General features: G+C 69.5%; 26 protein-coding genes. 24 read left to right on the plus strand and 2 right to left on the minus strand.

All coding sequences use genetic code 11. The features are described from left to right. The first annotated feature begins 3 nt into the window (after positions 1-3). From rpsS to map, 19 genes are all read left to right on the plus strand, one after another. Complete coding sequence (rpsS, locus tag P5P86_RS05070; protein WP_017932853.1) at positions 4-285, plus strand: 30S ribosomal protein S19; 282 nt, start codon at positions 4-6, stop codon at positions 283-285. Beyond that, positions 282-704 (plus strand): 50S ribosomal protein L22, encoded by a 423-nt coding sequence (rplV, locus tag P5P86_RS05075; protein WP_280610210.1) that lies wholly within the window; start codon positions 282-284, stop codon positions 702-704. The genes rpsS and rplV overlap by 4 nt, the downstream gene beginning before the upstream one ends. Before the next feature lie 3 nt (positions 705-707). Next, on the plus strand, positions 708-1,544 hold the full coding sequence (rpsC, locus tag P5P86_RS05080) for a 30S ribosomal protein S3 (RefSeq protein WP_280610211.1): 837 nt from the start codon (positions 708-710) through the stop codon (positions 1,542-1,544). A gap of 5 nt (positions 1,545-1,549) precedes the next feature. Further along, positions 1,550-1,969 carry a 50S ribosomal protein L16 gene (rplP, locus tag P5P86_RS05085; RefSeq protein WP_017932850.1) on the plus strand — a complete coding sequence of 140 codons (420 nt, stop codon included), beginning with the start codon at positions 1,550-1,552 and terminating at the stop codon, positions 1,967-1,969. Beyond that, entirely contained in the window at positions 1,969-2,214 is a 246-nt protein-coding gene (rpmC, locus tag P5P86_RS05090; RefSeq protein ID WP_017932849.1) for a 50S ribosomal protein L29, read from the plus strand. Before rplP ends, rpmC begins: the two co-directional genes overlap by 1 nt. Continuing rightward, complete coding sequence (gene rpsQ / locus P5P86_RS05095; protein ID WP_280610212.1) at positions 2,211-2,483, plus strand: 30S ribosomal protein S17; 273 nt, start codon at positions 2,211-2,213, stop codon at positions 2,481-2,483. Before rpmC ends, rpsQ begins: the two co-directional genes overlap by 4 nt. A gap of 186 nt (positions 2,484-2,669) precedes the next feature. Continuing rightward, positions 2,670-3,038 carry a 50S ribosomal protein L14 gene (gene rplN, locus P5P86_RS05100; RefSeq protein WP_017932847.1) on the plus strand — a complete coding sequence of 123 codons (369 nt, stop codon included), beginning with the start codon at positions 2,670-2,672 and terminating at the stop codon, positions 3,036-3,038. Next, positions 3,038-3,400, plus strand: a complete 363-nt coding sequence (gene rplX, locus P5P86_RS05105) for a 50S ribosomal protein L24 (RefSeq protein WP_280610213.1) — start codon at positions 3,038-3,040, stop codon at positions 3,398-3,400. The genes rplN and rplX overlap by 1 nt, the downstream gene beginning before the upstream one ends. Position 3,401: 1 nt before the next feature. Beyond that, entirely contained in the window at positions 3,402-3,989 is a 588-nt protein-coding gene (rplE, locus tag P5P86_RS05110; RefSeq protein WP_280610214.1) for a 50S ribosomal protein L5, read from the plus strand. Between the two features lies 1 nt (position 3,990). After that, the gene (locus P5P86_RS05115) at positions 3,991-4,176 is read left to right on the plus strand and encodes a type Z 30S ribosomal protein S14 (protein WP_017932844.1); all 186 of its coding nucleotides are present in this window, start codon (positions 3,991-3,993) and stop codon (positions 4,174-4,176) included. Between the two features lie 84 nt (positions 4,177-4,260). Beyond that, positions 4,261-4,668 (plus strand): 30S ribosomal protein S8, encoded by a 408-nt coding sequence (gene rpsH / locus P5P86_RS05120; RefSeq protein ID WP_280610215.1) that lies wholly within the window; start codon positions 4,261-4,263, stop codon positions 4,666-4,668. Positions 4,669-4,696: 28 nt separating this feature from the next. Further along, positions 4,697-5,236 carry a 50S ribosomal protein L6 gene (rplF, locus tag P5P86_RS05125; RefSeq protein WP_280610216.1) on the plus strand — a complete coding sequence of 180 codons (540 nt, stop codon included), beginning with the start codon at positions 4,697-4,699 and terminating at the stop codon, positions 5,234-5,236. Continuing rightward, positions 5,236-5,619, plus strand: coding sequence for a 50S ribosomal protein L18 (rplR, locus tag P5P86_RS05130; RefSeq protein WP_280610217.1), 384 nt, complete (start codon positions 5,236-5,238; stop codon positions 5,617-5,619). Before rplF ends, rplR begins: the two co-directional genes overlap by 1 nt. A gap of 31 nt (positions 5,620-5,650) precedes the next feature. Continuing rightward, complete coding sequence (gene rpsE, locus P5P86_RS05135) at positions 5,651-6,262, plus strand: 30S ribosomal protein S5 (protein WP_280610218.1); 612 nt, start codon at positions 5,651-5,653, stop codon at positions 6,260-6,262. Further along, positions 6,262-6,444: a 50S ribosomal protein L30 gene (gene rpmD, locus P5P86_RS05140; protein WP_280610219.1), complete on the plus strand. Its 183-nt coding sequence runs from the start codon at positions 6,262-6,264 to the stop codon at positions 6,442-6,444. The genes rpsE and rpmD overlap by 1 nt, the downstream gene beginning before the upstream one ends. A 1-nt stretch (position 6,445) precedes the next feature. Then, complete coding sequence (rplO, locus tag P5P86_RS05145) at positions 6,446-6,886, plus strand: 50S ribosomal protein L15 (protein WP_280610220.1); 441 nt, start codon at positions 6,446-6,448, stop codon at positions 6,884-6,886. A 151-nt stretch (positions 6,887-7,037) separates the two neighbouring features. Then, on the plus strand, positions 7,038-8,357 hold the full coding sequence (gene secY / locus P5P86_RS05150; RefSeq protein WP_280610221.1) for a preprotein translocase subunit SecY: 1,320 nt from the start codon (positions 7,038-7,040) through the stop codon (positions 8,355-8,357). Continuing rightward, a complete protein-coding gene (locus P5P86_RS05155; RefSeq protein ID WP_280610222.1) occupies positions 8,357-8,932 on the plus strand; it encodes an adenylate kinase in 576 nt (191 codons plus the stop codon). Before secY ends, P5P86_RS05155 begins: the two co-directional genes overlap by 1 nt. A 56-nt stretch (positions 8,933-8,988) precedes the next feature. After that, complete coding sequence (gene map, locus P5P86_RS05160) at positions 8,989-9,753, plus strand: type I methionyl aminopeptidase (protein ID WP_280611212.1); 765 nt, start codon at positions 8,989-8,991, stop codon at positions 9,751-9,753. Between the two features lie 53 nt (positions 9,754-9,806). Here map and P5P86_RS05165 read toward each other — a convergent pair whose 3' ends face one another. Then, the gene (locus P5P86_RS05165; protein ID WP_280610223.1) at positions 9,807-11,207 is read right to left on the minus strand and encodes a serine/threonine-protein kinase; all 1,401 of its coding nucleotides are present in this window, start codon (positions 11,205-11,207) and stop codon (positions 9,807-9,809) included. A 20-nt stretch (positions 11,208-11,227) separates the two neighbouring features. After that, positions 11,228-11,926 (minus strand): FHA domain-containing protein, encoded by a 699-nt coding sequence (locus P5P86_RS05170; protein WP_280610224.1) that lies wholly within the window; start codon positions 11,924-11,926, stop codon positions 11,228-11,230. 139 nt (positions 11,927-12,065) lie between these two features. Between P5P86_RS05170 and P5P86_RS05175 the strand changes: the two genes are divergently transcribed. The 5 genes from P5P86_RS05175 to P5P86_RS05195 all read left to right on the plus strand — a co-directional run bounded on the left by P5P86_RS05175 (position 12,066) and on the right by P5P86_RS05195 (position 19,029). Next, a complete protein-coding gene (locus tag P5P86_RS05175; RefSeq protein ID WP_280610226.1) occupies positions 12,066-14,015 on the plus strand; it encodes an ATP-binding protein in 1,950 nt (649 codons plus the stop codon). Between the two features lie 181 nt (positions 14,016-14,196). Next, positions 14,197-14,769, plus strand: a complete 573-nt coding sequence (locus P5P86_RS05180) for an eCIS core domain-containing protein (protein ID WP_280610227.1) — start codon at positions 14,197-14,199, stop codon at positions 14,767-14,769. Further along, a complete protein-coding gene (locus tag P5P86_RS05185) occupies positions 14,769-18,101 on the plus strand; it encodes a hypothetical protein (protein WP_280610228.1) in 3,333 nt (1,110 codons plus the stop codon). The genes P5P86_RS05180 and P5P86_RS05185 overlap by 1 nt, the downstream gene beginning before the upstream one ends. Then, positions 18,098-18,538 carry a hypothetical protein gene (locus P5P86_RS05190; protein WP_280610229.1) on the plus strand — a complete coding sequence of 147 codons (441 nt, stop codon included), beginning with the start codon at positions 18,098-18,100 and terminating at the stop codon, positions 18,536-18,538. Before P5P86_RS05185 ends, P5P86_RS05190 begins: the two co-directional genes overlap by 4 nt. Continuing rightward, a complete protein-coding gene (locus tag P5P86_RS05195) occupies positions 18,535-19,029 on the plus strand; it encodes a hypothetical protein (protein ID WP_280610230.1) in 495 nt (164 codons plus the stop codon). The genes P5P86_RS05190 and P5P86_RS05195 overlap by 4 nt, the downstream gene beginning before the upstream one ends. Positions 19,030-19,078 lie beyond the last annotated feature (49 nt).

Consider the following 19,078-nt stretch of genomic DNA (forward strand, 5'->3'; position numbering starts at 1 on the left):
GACATGCCTCGCAGCCTGAAGAAGGGCCCCTTCATCGACGACCACCTTCAGAAGAAGGTGGACGCCGAGAACGAGAAGGGCACCCACAACGTCATCAAGACCTGGTCGCGCCGCTCGATGATCGTGCCGGACATGATCGGTCACACCATCGCCGTGCACGACGGTCGCAAGCACGTCCCGGTCTTCGTCACCGACTCCATGGTCGGTCACAAGCTGGGCGAGTTCGCCCCGACCCGCACGTACAAGGGTCACGTCAAGGAAGACCGGAAGGGACGTCGTCGATGACCAGCACCGACCGTCAGCGCGTCAGCGCGCGTCGCGAGTCGCTCCTCGGCGACCAGCCGGGCGCCTTCGCGAGTGCCCGCTACCAGCGGATCACGCCCCTGAAGGCCCGCCGTGTCGTCGACCTGGTCCGCGGTCTGCCCGTGGACGAGGCGCTCTCGCTGCTCGCCTTCGCACCGCAGGCCGCCTCGGAGACCGTCTACAAGGTGCTGGAGAGCGCCGTCGCCAACGCCGAGACCACTGAGGGTCTCGACCGCGGTGCCCTGGTCGTCTCCGTCGCCCAGGTGGACGAGGGTCCGACCATGAAGCGCTGGCGCCCCCGTGCCCAGGGTCGTGCGACGCGGATCAACAAGCGCACCAGCCACATCACCCTGGCCGTTCAGCCGGCCGATGTGGTCAAGGCCAAGAAGGGTGGCAAGTAAGTCATGGGCCAGAAGATCAACCCGAACGGCTTCCGCCTCGGCATCTCCACGGACCACAAGTCCCGCTGGTACGCCGACAAGCTCTACAAGTCGTACGTCGGCGAGGACGTCGCCATCCGCAAGCTGCTCAGCAAGGGCATGGAGCGCGCCGGCATCGCCAAGGTCGAGATCGAGCGCACCCGCGACCGCGTCCGGGTGGACATCCACACCGCGCGTCCGGGCATCGTGATCGGTCGCCGCGGCGCCGAGGCCGACCGCATCCGCGGCGAGCTCGAGAAGCTCACCGGCAAGCAGGTCCAGCTGAACATCCTCGAGGTGAAGAACCCCGAGGTCGACGCGCAGCTGGTCGCCCAGGGTGTCGCCGAGCAGCTCTCCGGTCGCGTGCAGTTCCGCCGCGCGATGCGCAAGGCCATGCAGACCACGATGCGCTCGGGTGCCAAGGGCATCCGGATCCAGTGCTCGGGCCGCCTCAACGGCGCCGAGATGTCGCGCACCGAGTTCTACCGCGAGGGCCGCGTTCCGCTGCACACGCTGCGTGCCGACATCGACTACGGCTTCTACGAGGCCCGCACGACCTTCGGCCGCATCGGCGTGAAGGTCTGGATCTACAAGGGCGAGGTCGCCGGCACCCGTGCCGAGCGCCAGGCTCAGCAGGCTGCCCGCGCCGGTGTCCCCGGTCGCAGCGGCCGGCCGAGCCGCGGCGGTGACCGTCCGAACCGTGGCTCGCGCCCGGCTCGTGGCGAGCGCGCCGCCGAGGCACCCGCGGTGACCGAGGCCCCGGCCGGTGGCGAGACCGCCGCGGCCGCCACTCCCGCCGAGCAGCAGAGCCAGGAGGGCTGAGAGTCATGCTGATGCCCCGTCGCGTCAAGCACCGCAAGCAGCACCACCCGAAGCGGACCGGTGCGGCCAAGGGCGGCACCTCGCTCGCCTTCGGCGAGTTCGGGATCCAGGCGCTCGAGGGTCACTACGTGACCAACCGACAGATCGAGTCGGCTCGTATCGCCATGACCCGTCACATCAAGCGTGGCGGCAAGGTCTGGATCAACATCTACCCGGACCGCCCGCTGACCAAGAAGCCCGCCGAGACCCGCATGGGTTCGGGTAAGGGCTCCCCGGAGTGGTGGGTCGCCAACGTCAAGCCCGGTCGCGTCATGTTCGAGCTCTCCGGTGTTCCGGAGGACGTGGCCCGCGAGGCGATGCGCCGCGCGATCCACAAGCTCCCCATGAAGTGCCGTTTCATCACGCGAGAGGCAGGTGAGTTCTGATGGCGAACGACCTGAAGGCTCACGAGCTCGACGAGCTCAACGCCGTCGACCTGGAGGCCAAGCTCCGCGAGGCCAAGGAGGAGCTGTTCAACCTCCGGTTCCAGGCCGCGACCGGCCAGCTGGAGAGCCACGGCCGTCTCCGTACGGTCAAGAAGGACATCGCCCGGATCTACACCGTCGTTCGCGAGCGCGAGCTTGGGATCCGCACGGCGCCGGGTGCTAGCAACGAGGATGGTGCCGCATGAGCGAGCAGACTGCAGTCAAGCGCAACGACCGGAAGGTCCGCGAGGGTCTGGTCGTCAGCGACAAGATGGACAAGACCGTCGTGGTCGAGGTCGAGGACCGCGTGAAGCACGCGCTCTACGGCAAGGTCATGCGGCGCAGTTCCAAGCTGAAGGCGCACGACGAGAACAACGAGGCCGGCATCGGCGACCGCGTCCTGGTCATGGAGACCCGGCCGCTGTCGAAGTCGAAGCGCTGGCGCGTCGTCGAGATCCTCGAGAAGGCCAAGTGATCGACGCTGTACGGCGACGCGCTCGATGTCGCCGTACAGCGCCAAATTGACCCTGGGGGGCAGGCCCAGCGACCATTGGTGGCTGGGCCTGTCGCCCGCCACGAATCCCACTTTCTGGGGCCATATCGGTTCGGCAAGGCTCATCTGCCGCGACGCGGATGAGAACCAGCTCGACAAGGAGAAGTAATGATCCAGCAGGAGTCGCGACTCAAGGTCGCCGACAACACGGGTGCGAAGGAGATCCTCTGCATCCGTGTGCTCGGTGGCTCTGGCCGTCGCTACGCCGGCATCGGTGACGTCATCGTCGCCACCGTCAAGGACGCGATCCCGGGCGGCAACGTCAAGAAGGGCGACGTCGTCAAGGCCGTCATCGTGCGCACCGTCAAGGAGCGCCGTCGTCCCGACGGCTCCTACATCCGCTTCGACGAGAACGCCGCCGTCATCCTCAAGAACGACGGCGAGCCGCGAGGCACCCGCATCTTCGGTCCGGTGGGCCGTGAGCTGCGCGAGAAGAAGTTCATGAAGATCATCTCGCTCGCTCCGGAGGTGCTGTGATGGGTAAGGGCCTGAACATCAAGAAGGGCGACACCGTCAAGGTGATCGCCGGCAAGGACAAGGGCGCCGAGGGCAAGGTCATCGCCGTGCTCATCGAGGACGAGCGCGTCATCGTCGAGGGCGTCAACCGCATCAAGAAGCACACCAAGGTCCAGGACCAGGGCGGCCGCGCCGGTACCACCGGCGGCATCGTGACCACCGAGGCCCCGATCCACGTGTCCAACGTGATGCTGCTCGAGGACGGCAAGCCGGTCCGCGTGGGCTTCAAGCGCGAGACCGTGACCAAGCGCCGCCCCGACGGCTCGACCTACGCCGGCGAGCGCAGCGTCCGCATCTCCCGCAAGACCGGGAAGGAGATCTGAGATGACCGAGACCACCACCGAGCGTCCGGCTTCGTCGGCTCCGACGACCCCGCGCCTCAAGACCAAGTACCGCGAGGAGATCGCTCCCGCCCTGCGCGAGCAGTTCGACATCGCGAACGTCATGCAGGTCCCCGGCCTGACCAAGATCGTGGTCAACATGGGTGTGGGCGAGGCCGCCCGCGACTCCAAGCTGATCGAGGGTGCGGTCAAGGACCTGACCGCCATCACCGGCCAGAAGCCGCTGGTGAACCGGGCCAAGAAGTCGATCGCCCAGTTCAAGCTGCGTGAGGGCATGCCGATCGGCGCGCACGTCACGCTGCGTGGCGACCGCATGTGGGAGTTCCTGGACCGCCTGCTCTCGCTGGCCCTGCCGCGCATCCGCGACTTCCGCGGCCTCAACGGCAACCAGTTCGACGGCCGTGGCAACTACACCTTCGGTCTGACCGAGCAGGTCATGTTCCACGAGATCGACCAGGACCGGATCGACCGCACGCGAGGCATGGACATCACCCTCGTGACGACGGCCACCAACGACGACCAGGGTCGCGCGCTCCTCAAGGCGCTCGGCTTCCCGTTCAAGGAGAACTGACATGGCGAAGACCGCGCTCAAGGTCAAGGCCGCGCGCAAGCCGAAGTTCGCTGTCCGCGGCTACACCCGCTGCCAGCGCTGCGGCCGCCCGAAGGCTGTGTTCCGCAAGTTCGGCCTGTGCCGTATCTGCCTGCGCGAGATGGCCCACCGCGGCGAGCTCCCCGGCGTGACCAAGTCCTCCTGGTGACCCGGTTCACCACCTCCAACTGACGCTGAAGGTCCGCTCCGCGCAAGCGGGCGGAAACCACAACGAGAAAGGGCCAATTCGGCCATGACGATGACTGACCCGATCGCAGACATGCTGACTCGTCTGCGCAACGCCAACCAGGCGTACCACGACGCGGTGTCCATGCCGTACAGCAAGCTCAAGCAGGGCGTTGCTGACATCCTCAAGCAGGAGGGCTACATCACGTCCTACGACGTGGTCGAGCCCACCGAGGGCGAGGTCGGCAAGACGCTGACGATCACCCTGAAGTACGGCCGCAACCGTGAGCGCTCGATCGCCGGCGTCCGCCGCATCAGCAAGCCCGGTCTGCGCGTCTACGCCAAGCACACCGGCCTGCCGAAGGTGCTGGGCGGCCTGGGCGTCGCGATCATCTCGACGAGCCAGGGTCTGCTGACCGACCGCCAGGCGAACCAGAAGGGCGTGGGTGGGGAAGTCCTCGCCTACGTCTGGTGACCTGAGACCGAGATAGGAGAGAAGAAGCATGTCGCGCATTGGCAAGCTCCCCGTCGCGGTCCCGACCGGCGTCGACGTCCAGATCGATGGGGCTGTCGTGACCGTCAAGGGCCCCAAGGGCACCCTGACCCACACGGTCGCCGAGCCGATCACCATCGAGAAGGGCGAGGGCGTCCTGGACGTCAAGCGCCCCGACGACGAGCGCAAGAGCAAGGCCCTCCACGGCCTGACCCGCACGCTGGTCAACAACATGGTCGTCGGTGTGACCGAGGGCTACGAGAAGAAGCTCGAGATCGTGGGCGTCGGTTACCGCGTCCTGTCGAAGGGCCCGACCGAGCTGGAGTTCCAGCTGGGTTACTCGCACCCGATCAACTTCAAGGCGCCCGAGGGCATCAGCTTCACGGTCGAGAGCGCCACCCGGTTCGGTGTCTCCGGCATCGACAAGCAGCAGGTCGGCGAGGTCGCCGCCAACATCCGCAAGCTGCGCAAGCCCGAGCCGTACAAGGGCAAGGGCGTCCGTTACGCCGGCGAGAACGTCCGCCGCAAGGTCGGAAAGGCTGGTAAGTGATGGCCATCTCGCTGTCGAACAACAAGCACACCGCCGCCAAGGTCAAGGCGCGCCTCAAGCGCCAGGTCCGCGGCCGCAAGCGGGTCGCCGGTACCGCCGAGCGTCCGCGCCTGGTGGTCACCAAGTCGGCCAAGCACCTCAGCGTGCAGCTCGTCGACGACCAGCTGGGCAAGACCATCGCGTACGCCTCCACCATGGAGGCGGACCTGCGGGCGACCGCGGGCGACAAGACCGCCAAGGCCAAGCAGGTCGGCGAGCTGGTCGCGTCGCGTGCCAAGGCCGCGGGCGTCGAGGCTGTCGTCTTCGACCGTGCCGGCAACAAGTACACCGGTCGCATCGCGGCGCTCGCTGACGCGGCGCGCGAGGCCGGCCTGTCCTTCTGATCGCAAGACAGAGAGAGTAGAGGAAAGTCTCATGAGCGGAGCCCAGCGCGGACAGCGTGGTGGCGAGCGCCGTGGTCGCGACGATCGTCGCAACCAGGGTGCTGAGAAGACCGCCTACATCGAGCGCGTCGTTGCGATCAACCGTGTCGCCAAGGTCGTGAAGGGTGGTCGTCGCTTCAGCTTCACCGCCCTCGTGATCGTCGGTGACGGTGAGGGTCTGGTCGGCGTCGGCTACGGCAAGGCGAAGGAAGTTCCCGCGGCGATCGCCAAGGGTGTCGAGGAGGCGAAGAAGCACTTCTTCCGCGTCCCTCGCATCCAGGGCACGATCCCGCACCCCGTGCAGGGTGAGAAGGCCGCTGGTGTGGTCCTTCTGCGTCCGGCCGCTCCCGGTACCGGTGTGATCGCCGGCGGTCCGGTGCGCGCCGTCCTGGAGTGCGCGGGCATCCACGACGTGCTGAGCAAGTCGCTCGGCTCGTCCAACCAGATCAACATCGTGCACGCGACGGTGGCTGCCCTCCAGCAGCTCGAGCAGCCCGAGGCTGTCGCGGCCCGTCGTGGTCTCCCGGTCGAGGAGGTCGCCCCGGCCGCGCTGCTCAAGGCACGCGCCGAGGTCGCTCCCGCCGCTGCGGAGGTGTCGGCCTGATGGCTCAGCTCAAGGTCACCCAGCACAAGGGCCTCGTGGGCCTGAAGAAGAACCAGCGCGAGACCCTGCGCACGCTCGGTCTCAAGCGGATCAACGACGTGGTCGTCAAGGAGGACCGCCCCGAGATCCGTGGCATGGTCAACACCGTCCGTCACCTCGTGACGGTCGAGGAGGTCGACTGACATGACGCTCAAGCTGCACCACTTGCGTCCCGCGCCGGGCGCCAAGACCGCCAAGAACCGTGTGGGTCGCGGTGAGGGCTCCAAGGGCAAGACCGCGGGCCGCGGTACCAAGGGTACGAAGGCTCGTTACCAGGTTCCGGTCGCCTTCGAGGGTGGCCAGATGCCGATCCACATGCGGCTCCCCAAGCTGAAGGGCTTCAAGAACCCCTTCAAGGTGGAGTTCCAGGTGGTCAACCTCGACAAGATCAGCGAGCTGTTCCCCGAGGGTGGCGCCGTCACCCCCGAGAGCCTCGTCACCAAGGGCGCCGTCCGCAAGGGCCAGCCGGTGAAGGTCCTCGGCCAGGGCGAGCTGACCGTCAAGGTCGAGGTCAGCGCCGACGCGTTCTCGGGCTCCGCCAAGGAGAAGATCGAGGCCGCCGGCGGAACCGTCACGGTTCTCTGAGAGGTACAGATCCAACGCGAGCGCGGCCGGGGCTGTCGTAAGACTGCCCCTGTCGCGCTCGGGTCGTCCTAGGGCCTGTTAGGCTTCCCGGGGTTTCTCGCCGGTACGCCCTGCAGAGGCCCCCTTGCTGGTTGTCGAAAGAGGAACTCTCGTGCTTGGCGCGTTCGCACACGCATTCCGTACCCCGGACCTGCGTCGCAAACTGCTGTTCGTCCTGCTGATCATCGTGATCTTCCGGGCGGGCTCGCAGATCCCTGCACCAGGCGTCGACGTCGCCAACGTGCGCGACTGCATCGACCTGACGAAGTCGGGCTCGGGAGCGGGCCTGTACAACCTCGTCAATCTCTTCTCCGGCGGAGCGCTGCTCAAGCTCACCATCTTCGCGCTGGGCATCATGCCCTACATCACAGCGAGCATCATCCTGCAGTTGCTGGTCGTGGTGATCCCGCGCCTGGAGGCCCTGAAGAACGAGGGCCAGGCCGGGCAGACGAAGATCACCCAGTACACGCGCTACCTCACCCTCGGCCTGGCAGTGCTGCAGGCGACCGGCATCGTCGCACTCGCCCGGTCCGGCAGCCTGCTGCAGGGCTGCGACACCGACACCCACCCGCTGCTGCACTCCGACGACACCAAGACGTTCCTGGTCATGGTGATCACGATGACCGCCGGTACGGCCGTCATCATGTGGCTCGGCGAGCTCGTCACCGAGCGCGGCATCGGCAACGGCATGTCGATCCTCATCTTCACCCAGGTCGTCGCCACGTTCCCCGCGACGATGTGGGCCGTGAAGCAGGACCACGGCTGGTGGACGTTCGGCGTGGTGATGGTGATCGGGCTGGCGCTGGTCGCCGCCGTCATCTTCATCGAGCAGGCGCAGCGCCGCATCCCGGTGCAGTACGCACGGCGGATGGTCGGGCGGCGGATGTTCGGTGGTTCCTCGACCTACATCCCGCTCAAGGTGAACCAGGCCGGCGTGATCCCCGTGATCTTCGCCAGCTCGCTGCTCTACCTGCCGGCCATGGCGGCACAGTTCCAGGCGAACTCGTCGAACCCGCCGGGCTGGGTCGACTGGGTGAACAACTACCTCGTGCGTGGTGACCACCCGCTCTACATGGCGATCTTCTTCCTGCTGATCGTCTTCTTCACCTACTTCTATGTCTCGATCACCTTCAACCCCGTCGAGGTGGCCGACAACATGAAGAAGTACGGCGGCTTCATCCCCGGGATCCGGGCGGGCAAGCCGACCGAGGACTACCTGTCCTACGTCCTCTCCCGCATCACGCTGCCGGGCTCTTTGTACCTTGGTCTGATCGCGCTCATCCCGCTGATCGCACTCGCGCTGATCAACGCCAACAACAACTTCCCCTTCGGCGGTACATCGATCCTCATCATGGTCGGTGTCGCCCTCGATACGGTGAAGCAGATCGAGAGCCAGCTCCAGCAGCGCAACTACGAAGGATTCCTCCGCTGATGAGGTTGCTGATCATGGGCCCGCCAGGTGCGGGCAAGGGCACGCAGGCGAAGTTCATCGCCGACCACTTCGGTATCCCGGCGATCTCGACGGGCGACATCTTCCGGGCGAACGTGTCCCAGGGCACCCCGCTCGGCGTCGAGGCCAAGCGCTACATGGACGCCGGCGAGTACGTGCCTGACGAGGTCACCAACCGGATGGTGCGCAACCGCATCGACGAGCCCGACGCGAGCCACGGCTTCCTCCTCGACGGCTACCCCCGCACCCTGGCGCAGGTGGAGGAGCTGGACGGGATGATCAAGTTCACCGGCCACCAGCTCGACGCCGTCGTGGTGCTCACGGTGGACCAGGAGGAGATCGTCCAGCGGTTGCTGCAGCGCGCCCAGACCGAGGGCCGCGCCGACGACACCGAGGACGTCATCCGTCGCCGCCAGGAGGTCTACGTGGAGCAGACGCAGCCCCTGATCGAGGTCTACAAGGAGCGCGGTCTCGTGCACGAGATCGACGGTCTCGGTGAGGTCGATGACGTCACCAAGCGCATCTTCGACGCCCTGGACGTCGTCCGGGAGTCCTGAACGTGGGTCTGTTCGGCAGCGGTGTCGAGATCAAGACCGCTGAGCAGATCGCGGCAATGCGGCGCGCCGGTGTGGTCGTCGGCGAGACGTTGGAGACGCTGCGCTCCGCCGTACGCCCGGGGATCTCGACGGGTGAGCTGGACGCGATCGCCGAGGACGCCATCCGCAGTCGCGGGGCGACGCCGTCCTTCCTCGGGTACGAGGGCTTCACCGGCTCGATCTGCGCGTCGGTCAACGACGAGGTCGTGCACGGCATCCCCGGCGAGCGGGTGCTGGCGCCCGGCGACCTCGTCTCGCTGGACTGCGGCGCGATCGTGGACGGCTGGCACGGCGACGCCGCGATCAGCGTGGCGGTGGGCGAGGTCCCGGCCGAGGTCACCGCGCTGATGGAGGTGACCGAGGGGGCCATGTGGCGGGGGATCGCCGCCGCCCGGCTCGGCGGCCGCGTCACGGACATCTCGCACGCGGTCGAGGGCTTCGTGAAGCGGAGCGGGCGGTACGGCATCGTCGAGGACTACGTCGGGCACGGCATCGGCTCCCAGATGCACCAGCCGCCGAACGTCCCCAACTTCGGTCGCGCGGGCAAGGGCCCCAAGATCGTCGAGGGTCTCGCGCTCGCGATCGAGCCGATGATCACCCTCGGCACCAAGGAGAGCGTCGTCCTCGACGACGACTGGACGGTCATCACCGCGGACGGATCGTGGGCGGCCCACTTCGAGCACACCATGACCGTCACCCGGACAGGGGTGTGGGTGCTCACCGCCCTGGACGGCGGCGAGGAGATGCTGACCAGCCTGGGCGTCCCGTTCGGCGGAAGCTGATCCCTCCTCGAAGGGGCTCGCACGCCCCGGCACGGCGCTCCCGAGGTCGGGCGTCAACCGGCGCAGAGGGGTGAGGACGGCGCGGACTGCGCCGCCGTCGCTCCGGCGCCGCGCAGCAGCGTCACCTGGAGGCATCGCTCGCCCCGGTGCGGCAGGGCGAGGTCGGTGCGCTCGATCCGGCCCTCGCGTCCGGTCGTGCTCTCCCGCCAGACGAACGCGTCACCGTCCTGGGCCCCGCCCGGTACCGACCAGCTGAACCGGACCTTCCCGCCCGCCACATCGCCCGTGACCACCGGTGTGGGCGGCCGGACCGTCTCAGTGACGGCTGCCGAGGCAGAGGGGCCCAGGGACGGTTCGCCACCCTGATCGCCCTTGCCGCCACCGCGGATGAAGAGCCCGACCAGCACCGCAGCCGCCACCACGACCGCCGCGGCCGGCCACAGCCACCCGCGACCGCGCTCGCTCGGCCCGGTCCCGACCGGCTCCGCCTCGGCTCCCGGTACGACGGCGCCTGGCTGCGAGGCGGACTGCGAGCCGGCGATGCTGACGGGCTTGACCCGGGTGGCGTCGTCCGAGGGCGTCGCGGCGTAGGTCTGGCCGGACTCCACCGCGACAGCCGTCCGGCCGAAGCCGAGCTCGGCCTCGATCCGCTGCAACGAGCGCGCCACCTCCAGCGCCGACTGCGGGCGGTGGGAGGGGTCCTTGGCCAGGCACTGCTGCAGCAGCCGGTCCAGCGCGGGCGGTACGTCGGGGCGCTGGGTGGCCGGTGGCGGCGCGTGCAGGATCCGCGCCACCAGGGCCCGATCGGAGTTGTCGCCGTGCGGCGCCGCGAAGGGGGAGCGGCCGACCAGGAGGTTCCACACGGTCGCGCCGAGGGAGTAGACGTCGGAGGCGATCGAGCCGTGCGAGCGGCCCTCGATCAGCTCCGGCGGGGCCCACGGGTAGGACATCCTCACCTCGCCCTCGGACTCGACCTCGTGCACGAGTCCCGCGATGCCGAAGTCGGTCAGCGCGGGCTCGGAGTAGGTCGTGACGAGCACGTTGGACGGCTTGATGTCGCGGTGCAGGATGCCCGAACGGTGAGCGGTCTCCACCGCGCTGGCCAGCTTCACGCCGGTGGACAGCGTCTCCGCGACGCTCAGGGGCGTCACCCGGACCCGGGCGCCGAGGTCCGGTGGCGGGCAGTAGCGCATCACGAGGTAGGGACGCCCGTCGGTGGTCTGACCGGCGGTCAGGACCGAGACGATGTAGGGGTGGTCGGCCAGCCGGGCCATCGCGTCGGCCTCGCTGCGGAACAGCTCCTTCTCGCGCTCGGAGAGCACCAGGTCGGCGCGGACCACCTTGACCGCGACCCGCTGGCGCGGCCACTCCTGCTCGTAGAGGAGGACGTCGGCGAAGCCGCCCGTCCCGAGGTGCTGCACGAAGGTGAAGCCGGGGATCTGGGGTTGGGACACGAACTTCCTCTCGCGGGTGCTCAGGTGGTCTCGACCAGGAAGGTCACGGTGAAGTCGCCGGACAGGACGAGCGCGCAGCCGGGTTCGAGGACGTGCGGGTCGTGCGGTCGCAGCCGGACCGGCGGCCGCCCGGGCGCATGCAGCGCCGTACCTCCGCTGGAGCCGAGGTCGCGGGCCAGCACGTGCCAGCCGTCGAGCTCGACCGCGAGGTGGTGGCGCGACAGGTGCGTCAGGTCGGCCGGCAGCTCCACCAGGTGCGGCCAGGGCTCGCCACCGGGCAGCGGCACCGGGCGGCGCCCGAGCACCGCGGCGCGGTCGAGCAGCACCCGCACCCCTTCGGGCAGGTGCAGCATGCCCAGGGGCGGGCGTGGCACCCGGATCGGCTCCTGCGGCGGCACGGGCTCCCCACAGCAGCGACAGTACGGCGCAGCAGGCGGCGAGAAGTGTCCGGCCGGACACCACACCGCCGGCACCGTCGCACCTGTCGGTTGGCGCAGTGCGCCGGTGGCGTGCGCGGCGCCGGCACGCGCCCGGGTGCGGCTTTCGGGCTCGCCGCCGGCCGGCCCCGGCGTCGGCCCCGGCGTCGGCCCCGGCGTCGGCCGGGGCTGCGACTCGTCGGATCCGTCGCCGACGGGTTCGTGCCGCAGCCGCGGGGGAGGGGCGGACTGGCCTCGCAGGTGCGCCGGCACCTCGATGATCAGCCCGTCCTCGTCGTCCACGGCACCATCATGTCCGGATCCGAGGCGCTCAACCGCCGGTTCCGGCAAGGTGAGCGTCCTCGATAAGGCATGCTGCGGTGTCATGGTCTCGTTGCGGCAGCCGGCATCGGAGGGCCTCGTGCCCGTCGAGGGATCGCCGATGCTCGATCTGCGGGCGCGCCTGGACCTGGCCGGGGGCCGACGCTCGGGTGGGGACTGGAGCTACAGCCTCGCCTTCGCGGAGTGCCTGGCGACCATGGCCGAGGAGCACCGGCAGGCCGAGGGACTGCCGGACATCGGTGCCGAGCCGCTGGAGCGGATCGCCGACGTCTTCGGCCTGAGCCGCGCGGAGGCCGCCCTGCTGTGGGCGGTGGCCGCTCCCGACCTGGACGCGAACTCCGGGATCGCCTACGGGCTGCTGCGGGGCATCCTCACCAGCGGACGGGTCACCGTCGCGCTCGCGCTCGAGCTCGCCGGCATCCCGACGGCGAGCGGCGACGCCTTCGCCCTGCTCGGTTCGTCGTCGCGATTGCGCCGTCACCGTCTCGTCGAGGTGGTCGACGCCTCGGTGCCGTGGCTCCTCGCCGAGCTGCGCTGCCCCGAGCCGGTGCTCGCAACGCTCGCCGGCGGCCTGCCCACCGATCCCGAGGTCGACCGGCTGCGCATCGAGCTGGCCCCGGTCGCCGGTGAGACGACCGCCCTGGTCGCCGACGCGCTCTCGGCCGACGTGCCGCTGGTGTGGGTCCGTTCGGCGTCGGCGCACAGCGGCTCGGCGGTGGCCGCCGGCGCGTTCGCCTGGCTGCGCCTGCACTGGATGGCCATCGACCTGCACCGCCACGACCCGTCCCAGCGCCTCTCCGAGGTGCTCACCGCGGCCGCCCGCAACGCCGGCCTGCGCGGCTGGGGGCTGGTGGTCCTCGGCGGCGAGGCGGCTGCCGAGAGCGCCGAGCGTGGCGTCTTCGACGTCCTGACCGCCGCCGCGACGCCGGTGGTGGTGGTCAGCGGCAAGGCCTGGAACGCGAACTGGGGTGCGCAGATGCCGCTGCTGGTCGAGGCCGAGCCGTTCACCCCCGAGGACAGGGTCGAGCTCTGGGCCCGTGAGCTGGGCGACGAGGTCGACGACCAGGCCGGCCTGCGCGAGCAGCTGCTCGGTCTCCGGCTGCCGGGGGAGGGCATCGTCGAGGCGGCCCGCTACGCCCGCGAGGTCGCCGCAGCGCGGCACACCGACCTCGGCCCGGCGGAGATCCGCGAGGCAGCGCGCCGGGTGGGTGGCGCCGGCGGCGGCGACAGGTTCTCCGGCCTGGCCACCGGGCGCGGGCCCACCTTCGCCGACCTCGTGCTGCCCTCGAGCACCACCGAGGAGCTGCACAACATCGTCAGCTGGGCCCGCCACCGCGACAGTCTCGGCGCCACCGGCATCCTGCGTGGCCGGGGCCGGGGCATCTCAGCGCTGTTCACCGGCAACCCGGGCACCGGCAAGACCCTGGCCGCCCACGTGATCGCCGAGGAGCTCGCGATCGAGCTCTACCAGGTCGACCTGTCCAGCATCGTGGACAAGTACATCGGCGAGACCGAGAAGAATCTGGAACGGGTCTTCCAGGCCGCCGAGGCGCTCGACGTGGTGCTCTTCTTCGACGAGGCCGACTCGCTGTTCGGCAAGCGCTCCGACGTCAGCGACGCCCGCGACCGCTATGCCAACCAGGAGGTCGCCTACCTCTTGCAGCGGATGGAGAACTTCGACGGCATCACGGTCCTGTCGACCAACCTGCGCGGCAACCTCGACAAGGCCTTCAGCCGCCGGATGAGCTTCATCGTGAACTTCCCCGACCCCGACGCCGCCACGCGGGCCCGACTCTGGGAGCACCACCTCGCGCAGCTGCCTGCGCTGGACGCCGACGACCCGGTCGACGTGACGCTGCTGGCCGAGACCGCCGAGGTCGCCGGCGGCGACATCCGCAACATCGTCCTCGCGGCGGCCTACCACGCCGCTGCCGGCGCCGTACCGGGGACGCACGGGGCCGTGGGTCAGCGGCACGTCGCCAACGCGGCGGTCCGGGAGTACCGCAAGCTCGGCCGGATGGTGCCCGATCACCACTTCCGCCGCGGCTGAGCTGCCCGGGACAGGGTCGGGACGGTGCGGCACACGGTCCCGACGAGTCCGGCCGAGCGTCCTGAGCGATTCCGCCTCCCGGCGGCCCGAGTGCCGACATAATGGGCCCGGTCCGGCCACGATGCCGGCCAGCAGGCGCACGGTGTCGCACGGCCGTGCCCACGACAGGGCTGAGGGAGCGATGAGCGAGCTGGCGGTGCAGGAGCAGCAGCACGCCGTTCCCGAGCCTGCCCCGGCTCGCTCCGGCTCGGAGAGCATCGTCGGCGAGCGCGAGGTCGAGCCGAGCAGGCCGCTGGCCGGTCTGAGCCGTCCCGTCGACGGCGCCGACCCGATGGGCGGTGCCGCGGCGCCGGCCTCGGTGAGCGCTGTCCTGCGCGCCGGCGGGTCGCCGCTGCCGGCCGGCGTGCGCCGCACCATGGAGCAGTCCCTGGGCACCGACTTCTCGGCGGTGCGCCTGCACACCGGCGGTGCCGCCGAGCGGTCGGCGGCAGACGTATCGGCCCGGGCCTACAGCTCGGGCAACAACATCGTTCTCGGGAACGGCACCGACCTGGCCAGCGAGTCCGGGATGCACACCCTCGCGCACGAGCTGACCCACGTGGTCCAGCAGCGCCAGGGCCGCGACCGAGGCACGAGCGGCACGGTCGGGAAGGCGAACGATCCACTCGAGCACGAGGCCGAGTCGACCGCACACGACGTCATGGGCGCGCTCCGTCGCCAGACGAAGAACTGCGGCTGCGGGCAGGAGCACTGATGACCACGACCCCCACCCCGACCAAGAAGACGCCGCCCCCGGTCCCGCCGCGCAAGCGCGCGAACACCCAGGGGCCCACCTCGACGCCCACCCTCACGCCGCCGGTGCAGGGCTCCTCGCGCCCCACCACGCCTCCGCCGCCGACCCCGACGATGAGCACGCCGCCGGCGCCGAAGCGGTGGCGGACCGAGAACATCGGGCTCCAGTCGATCAGCGGCGGTGCTCCCGAGGACGCCGGTGCCCCGAAGACGGCCATCGAGGAGCTCGCCGAGAAGCACGGCGCCCCCGAGACGACGTACGGTCGGCACTCCTCGAGCGAGACCACGACCGAGAACACCTACAACGCCGACGGCATCCCCAACGGCGTGGACAAGAAGACCACGAAGGAGGCCTCGGTCGGCACCCTGTCGGAGTCCGGGCACGAGAGCATGGTCGTCGGCTCGGGCGGCGGGGTGAGGACCTCCAAGACCGAGACCGAGGCGCTCGCCGGGGCGCAGGTCAAGCTCGAGGCGCTCGCCCGGGTCTCCGACGAGGAGCTCAAGGTCGCCGTCGAGATGCTGGCCCGGGCCGGCGCCTTCGGCAAGGCCTCCGCCGAGGGCAGCGCGCGCTACGGGAAGGCATCCGTCGCCGGCAAGGCCGAGGCCGAGGGCGGGGCCGGTGTCCAGGCCGAGCTGAAGGCCGAGGCCAGCATCGACCGCAGCAAGCGGATCCCCCAGCTGGCCGCGGCCATCGAGGCCGGGATCAAGGCCGGTATCTGGGGGAGCGCGTCCGCCAAGGGTGTCGCCAAACTCGGGCCGCTCGCCTTCATGGTCGCCGCCAAGATCGAGGCCTGGGCCGGAGCGCAGGCCGACTTCAAGGCCGAGGTCTTCGCCAACGCCGCGCAAGGCATCGGCGCCTCGCTCGAGGCCAAGGCCCAGGCCGGTGCCGGGGTCGAGGGCTCGGTGGCCGGGTCGGTGGACCTCGGCCCGCTGGGCTTCGACGTCAGCGCCGAGGCGGCCGCCTTCGCCGGCGTCCAGGGCAAGTTCGAGGCAGGCTTCAGGGTCTCCCTGACCGGCATCCAGGCGAAGTTCGAGGCGTCCGCCTTCGCGGGCGCCAAGGCCTCGATCGGCGGCAAGGCGGGCATCCGCATCCGGGGACGCAAGCTGGTCAGCATCAAGGGCGAGATCGAGGTCTACGCCGGCGTCGGCGGCAAGGCCAAGGGCAGCTTCGGCATGGGAGGCGACTGGTCGAAGGCGGGCAAGGGCGCCGGCACCTACAGCGAGTCCGAGCGCAAGTCCTCGGCGTACGGCGCGAAGGACGACGACGTCAAGGCGCCGTTCGAGATTGACAAGGACGGCACGATGAAGTTCGGCGGCGCGCTCGGTGCCGCGCTCGGCATCGGTGCCTCCGTCGACCTCGAGGCCGAGCTCGACCTGGCCGGCATCGGCGAGGTCATCATCGTCGGCATCACCGAGCTCGGCCGCAGCGACGACAAGAAGTCGCTGGACCGGATGGGCCCGGACTTCAAGCGCGAGGACCTGCCGGCGGATCACCCGATGGCCAAGCGGATGTTCAAGAAGGGCTACGAGGGCGTCTTCCCCAGCTTCAAGGCCTACGCGCAGACCAAGGCCGTGAAGGGCAACAACGGCGTCAAGCGCGACAAGGTCCAGACCATGCTGGACGAGATCAATCCCCTGCTCCGGCCCTACTTCACGTACAAGGAGACCGACAAGGGCATGAGCCAGGCCGCGAAGGACGCCTTCCGCGGCCAGGTCAAGGAGGTCGAGATCGAGGCCGGCCAGATCAAGAAGTGGGTCGACGAGTCGGACACCGACGTCACCGACTTCAAGGGCCGGATGAAGCAGGAGGAGAGCTGGCGCAAGAGCCGCGACAAGCTCCGCAACGCCTTCGCCGAATACGCCTCCAAGAAGGAGACCAAGGGCGATCACGGCGTCAAGCGCGAGAAGGTCCAGGCCATCATCGACAAGCACTGGGCCGAGCTGGCGACCGTGTTCGGCGCAGACGCCCCCGAGCTGGTGAAGTACGCCGCCGAGCTCGCCCGGATGGACAAGTACTTCGAGGCCGGCAGCTTCGGCGTCGACGCACAGGGCAAGCTGCTGACGACGGCCAAGATCGACGACGCCGGCTCGAAGAACATCAAGGACGAGTACAAGACCAGCACGGCCATGCGCTCGATGCTCGGCCAGCTCAACGACCTCGAGTCCGACCTGAAGTCCTATCTGAGCCAGGGCATGGCGAAGAAGAAGGAGTTCACCGGGCCCGGGGTGGTCAAGATCGTCGCCACGCACGCGGCCAAGCTGAAGACGAACACCCCCGGGCTCAACGACGTCATCGCCCATACGGTCAAGTCCGCGCTGGGTGAGGCGGTGGACGTGGTCACGACCAAGGATTGCAAGATCGAGACGCTGACCATGGCCAGCACGAACATCACCCGGATGCAGGCCGACGCCGCGACCGAGGCGGTGAAGAAGAAGGTCATCTCCTCGATCTCGGCCTACCTGGAGCGCAAGACCGGCCAGGGTGACCACGGCGTCAAGAAGGACGGCATCAACAAGCGCCTCAAGGAGGCCACCGGTCCGATCTCGGCCGCACTGGCCGGCGGCGCCCGGGACGCCGAGATCAAGGCGTGGGTCGAGGAGGCGCTCGCCCCGGTGCAGGGCACCGTCACCGTCGTCAACGGGCAGCTGAGCCTCGACCCGGTCGTGCCGGGGATGATGGAGGCCAAGAAGCGTCGCAAGGAGGACGGCAAGGCCATCCTCCAGGGTGGCGCGGAGCTGGACAACGTCCGGCGCAGCATGGTGATGGACAAGCTGCGCGATCCGCTGACGGCGTACCAGCAGAGCCACATGCGCGCCGTGATCGCCTCGCCGGGCATGAAGCTGGACCAGGCGGCGCTCCAGGCCATCATCGACAAGGCCATGAAGTCGGTGGCCAAGGACGTGCGCGGTGCCGTCGGCGACGGTGCCATCCACCAGGCGATCGTCGAGCGCTTCCCGATGGTCGACGCCGACAGGACGAGGGTCGAGAATCTCCAGCTCACGCTGGTCGAGCAGCCCGGCTGGGGTCAGAAGCTGGCCAACGACCGCAGGAACGGCACCGGCAAGGGCGCCGCCAGCGCTGCCATCACCCAGGAGATCCGCAGCGCCGGGATCAAGCTGCGACGGCCCGACACCCTGCAGCGGGTGGTGGACAAGCACGCGATGCGCTTCAAGACCGAGGAGCGCGACGAGGGCATCAAGCAGGCCATCGAGGCCGGGTTCGACGCCGGCACCATCGAGACCCTGGTCGTCACCGACGGCAAGGTCAAGAAGTTCAAGCTGAAGGGCAAATGAGCGAGCGCGTGCACTTCTACGCCTACGGCACCGGCGTCTCGCTGGAGCTGCCCGCCGGCTTCGAGCAGGTCGAGGACGGCGAGACCACCGCGACCTACGCCGAGCTCGGCGACGCCGCCGCGGTCGGGCCGCAGACGCCAGCGCTCCAGATCCGGGTCGTCGGCGCCGTACCGGAGCAGGATCCGGACGGCGCCGCCACGGTGGCCCGGTTGGCCGACCAGCTGGCCGGCTCCGGCATCCTGCTCGGCCGGACCGACCGGGTCGTGGACCAGTGTCCGGTCACCACCGTCGAGATCGAGCGCGACGGGTCCTACCTGCACCTGAGCGCCGCGGCCGCCGACGGCCGACTGCTCACCTTCGCCGGCCGCGGGAACGCGGCGGCCAGCTTCACCGTCTGGGACATCGCCATCGAGTCGACGAGGTTCATCACGCTGTGACCACCGAGAACGCCCCCACCTGGGCCAACGTCACCCTGAGCGACCTGCTGCTCTCGCTGCAGGTCCCCGACGGCTGGGAGGCCGAGCCGGAGGAGTACGCGGTCACCCTGCGCGGCCCCTCCGACGAGGACTACACCCCGACGGTCACGCTCCAGGAGGGCGAGCCGGAGGAGCCGGGACACGACTGGTGGCTCGACTTCACCGAGCAGATCGTCGGGCACCTCATCGACAGCTCGCCCGGGTTCGAGCTGGTCGGGCAGCGCGAGTTCCGGCTCTCCTCGCTGGACGCCGAGGTGTACGCCGTCACGGCCCACTGGGAGTCCGCCGACCCCCGCGTCCCCGAGACCACCCAGCTGCAGGCGTGGATCTGGGCGGGCAGCACGCGGATGTACTCCTTCAGCGCCTCCACCTCGGTGGCCCACGAGGAGCGCGACCTGCCCGTGTTCGACCACATGCTCGACTCGGTCAGGCTGCTGCCCGCGCGACCCTGACCCGACTGGTCCAGATCACCTGAGCCGCGCAGGTTTCGAAGAGCGGGGT

Source organism: Nocardioides sp. BP30 (genome assembly GCF_029873215.1).
Classification (GTDB): Bacteria; Actinomycetota; Actinomycetes; order Propionibacteriales; family Nocardioidaceae; genus Nocardioides.

Excerpts from the sequence above, each read along its gene's own strand:
- P5P86_RS05180 (WP_280610227.1), top strand. The coding sequence starts at position 14,197 with ATGAGCGAGCTGGCGGTGCAGGAGCAGCAGCACGCCGTTCCCGAGCCT.
- P5P86_RS05175 (WP_280610226.1), top strand. The coding sequence starts at position 12,066 with ATGCTCGATCTGCGGGCGCGCCTGGACCTGGCCGGGGGCCGACGCTCG.
- rplR (WP_280610217.1), top strand. The coding sequence starts at position 5,236 with ATGGCCATCTCGCTGTCGAACAACAAGCACACCGCCGCCAAGGTCAAG.
- map (WP_280611212.1), top strand. The coding sequence starts at position 8,989 with ATGCGGCGCGCCGGTGTGGTCGTCGGCGAGACGTTGGAGACGCTGCGC.
- rplF (WP_280610216.1), top strand. The coding sequence starts at position 4,697 with ATGTCGCGCATTGGCAAGCTCCCCGTCGCGGTCCCGACCGGCGTCGAC.
- rpmD (WP_280610219.1), top strand. The coding sequence starts at position 6,262 with ATGGCTCAGCTCAAGGTCACCCAGCACAAGGGCCTCGTGGGCCTGAAG.
- rplN (WP_017932847.1), top strand. The coding sequence starts at position 2,670 with ATGATCCAGCAGGAGTCGCGACTCAAGGTCGCCGACAACACGGGTGCG.
- P5P86_RS05185 (WP_280610228.1), top strand. The coding sequence starts at position 14,769 with ATGACCACGACCCCCACCCCGACCAAGAAGACGCCGCCCCCGGTCCCG.
- rpsQ (WP_280610212.1), top strand. The coding sequence starts at position 2,211 with ATGAGCGAGCAGACTGCAGTCAAGCGCAACGACCGGAAGGTCCGCGAG.
- rplP (WP_017932850.1), top strand. The coding sequence starts at position 1,550 with ATGCTGATGCCCCGTCGCGTCAAGCACCGCAAGCAGCACCACCCGAAG.
- rpsC (WP_280610211.1), top strand. The coding sequence starts at position 708 with ATGGGCCAGAAGATCAACCCGAACGGCTTCCGCCTCGGCATCTCCACG.
- P5P86_RS05190 (WP_280610229.1), top strand. The coding sequence starts at position 18,098 with ATGAGCGAGCGCGTGCACTTCTACGCCTACGGCACCGGCGTCTCGCTG.
- rplO (WP_280610220.1), top strand. The coding sequence starts at position 6,446 with ATGACGCTCAAGCTGCACCACTTGCGTCCCGCGCCGGGCGCCAAGACC.
- P5P86_RS05155 (WP_280610222.1), top strand. The coding sequence starts at position 8,357 with ATGAGGTTGCTGATCATGGGCCCGCCAGGTGCGGGCAAGGGCACGCAG.
- rpsH (WP_280610215.1), top strand. The coding sequence starts at position 4,261 with ATGACGATGACTGACCCGATCGCAGACATGCTGACTCGTCTGCGCAAC.
- rplX (WP_280610213.1), top strand. The coding sequence starts at position 3,038 with ATGGGTAAGGGCCTGAACATCAAGAAGGGCGACACCGTCAAGGTGATC.
- rpmC (WP_017932849.1), top strand. The coding sequence starts at position 1,969 with ATGGCGAACGACCTGAAGGCTCACGAGCTCGACGAGCTCAACGCCGTC.
- P5P86_RS05115 (WP_017932844.1), top strand. The coding sequence starts at position 3,991 with ATGGCGAAGACCGCGCTCAAGGTCAAGGCCGCGCGCAAGCCGAAGTTC.
- rplV (WP_280610210.1), top strand. The coding sequence starts at position 282 with ATGACCAGCACCGACCGTCAGCGCGTCAGCGCGCGTCGCGAGTCGCTC.
- rpsS (WP_017932853.1), top strand. The coding sequence starts at position 4 with ATGCCTCGCAGCCTGAAGAAGGGCCCCTTCATCGACGACCACCTTCAG.
- rpsE (WP_280610218.1), top strand. The coding sequence starts at position 5,651 with ATGAGCGGAGCCCAGCGCGGACAGCGTGGTGGCGAGCGCCGTGGTCGC.
- rplE (WP_280610214.1), top strand. The coding sequence starts at position 3,402 with ATGACCGAGACCACCACCGAGCGTCCGGCTTCGTCGGCTCCGACGACC.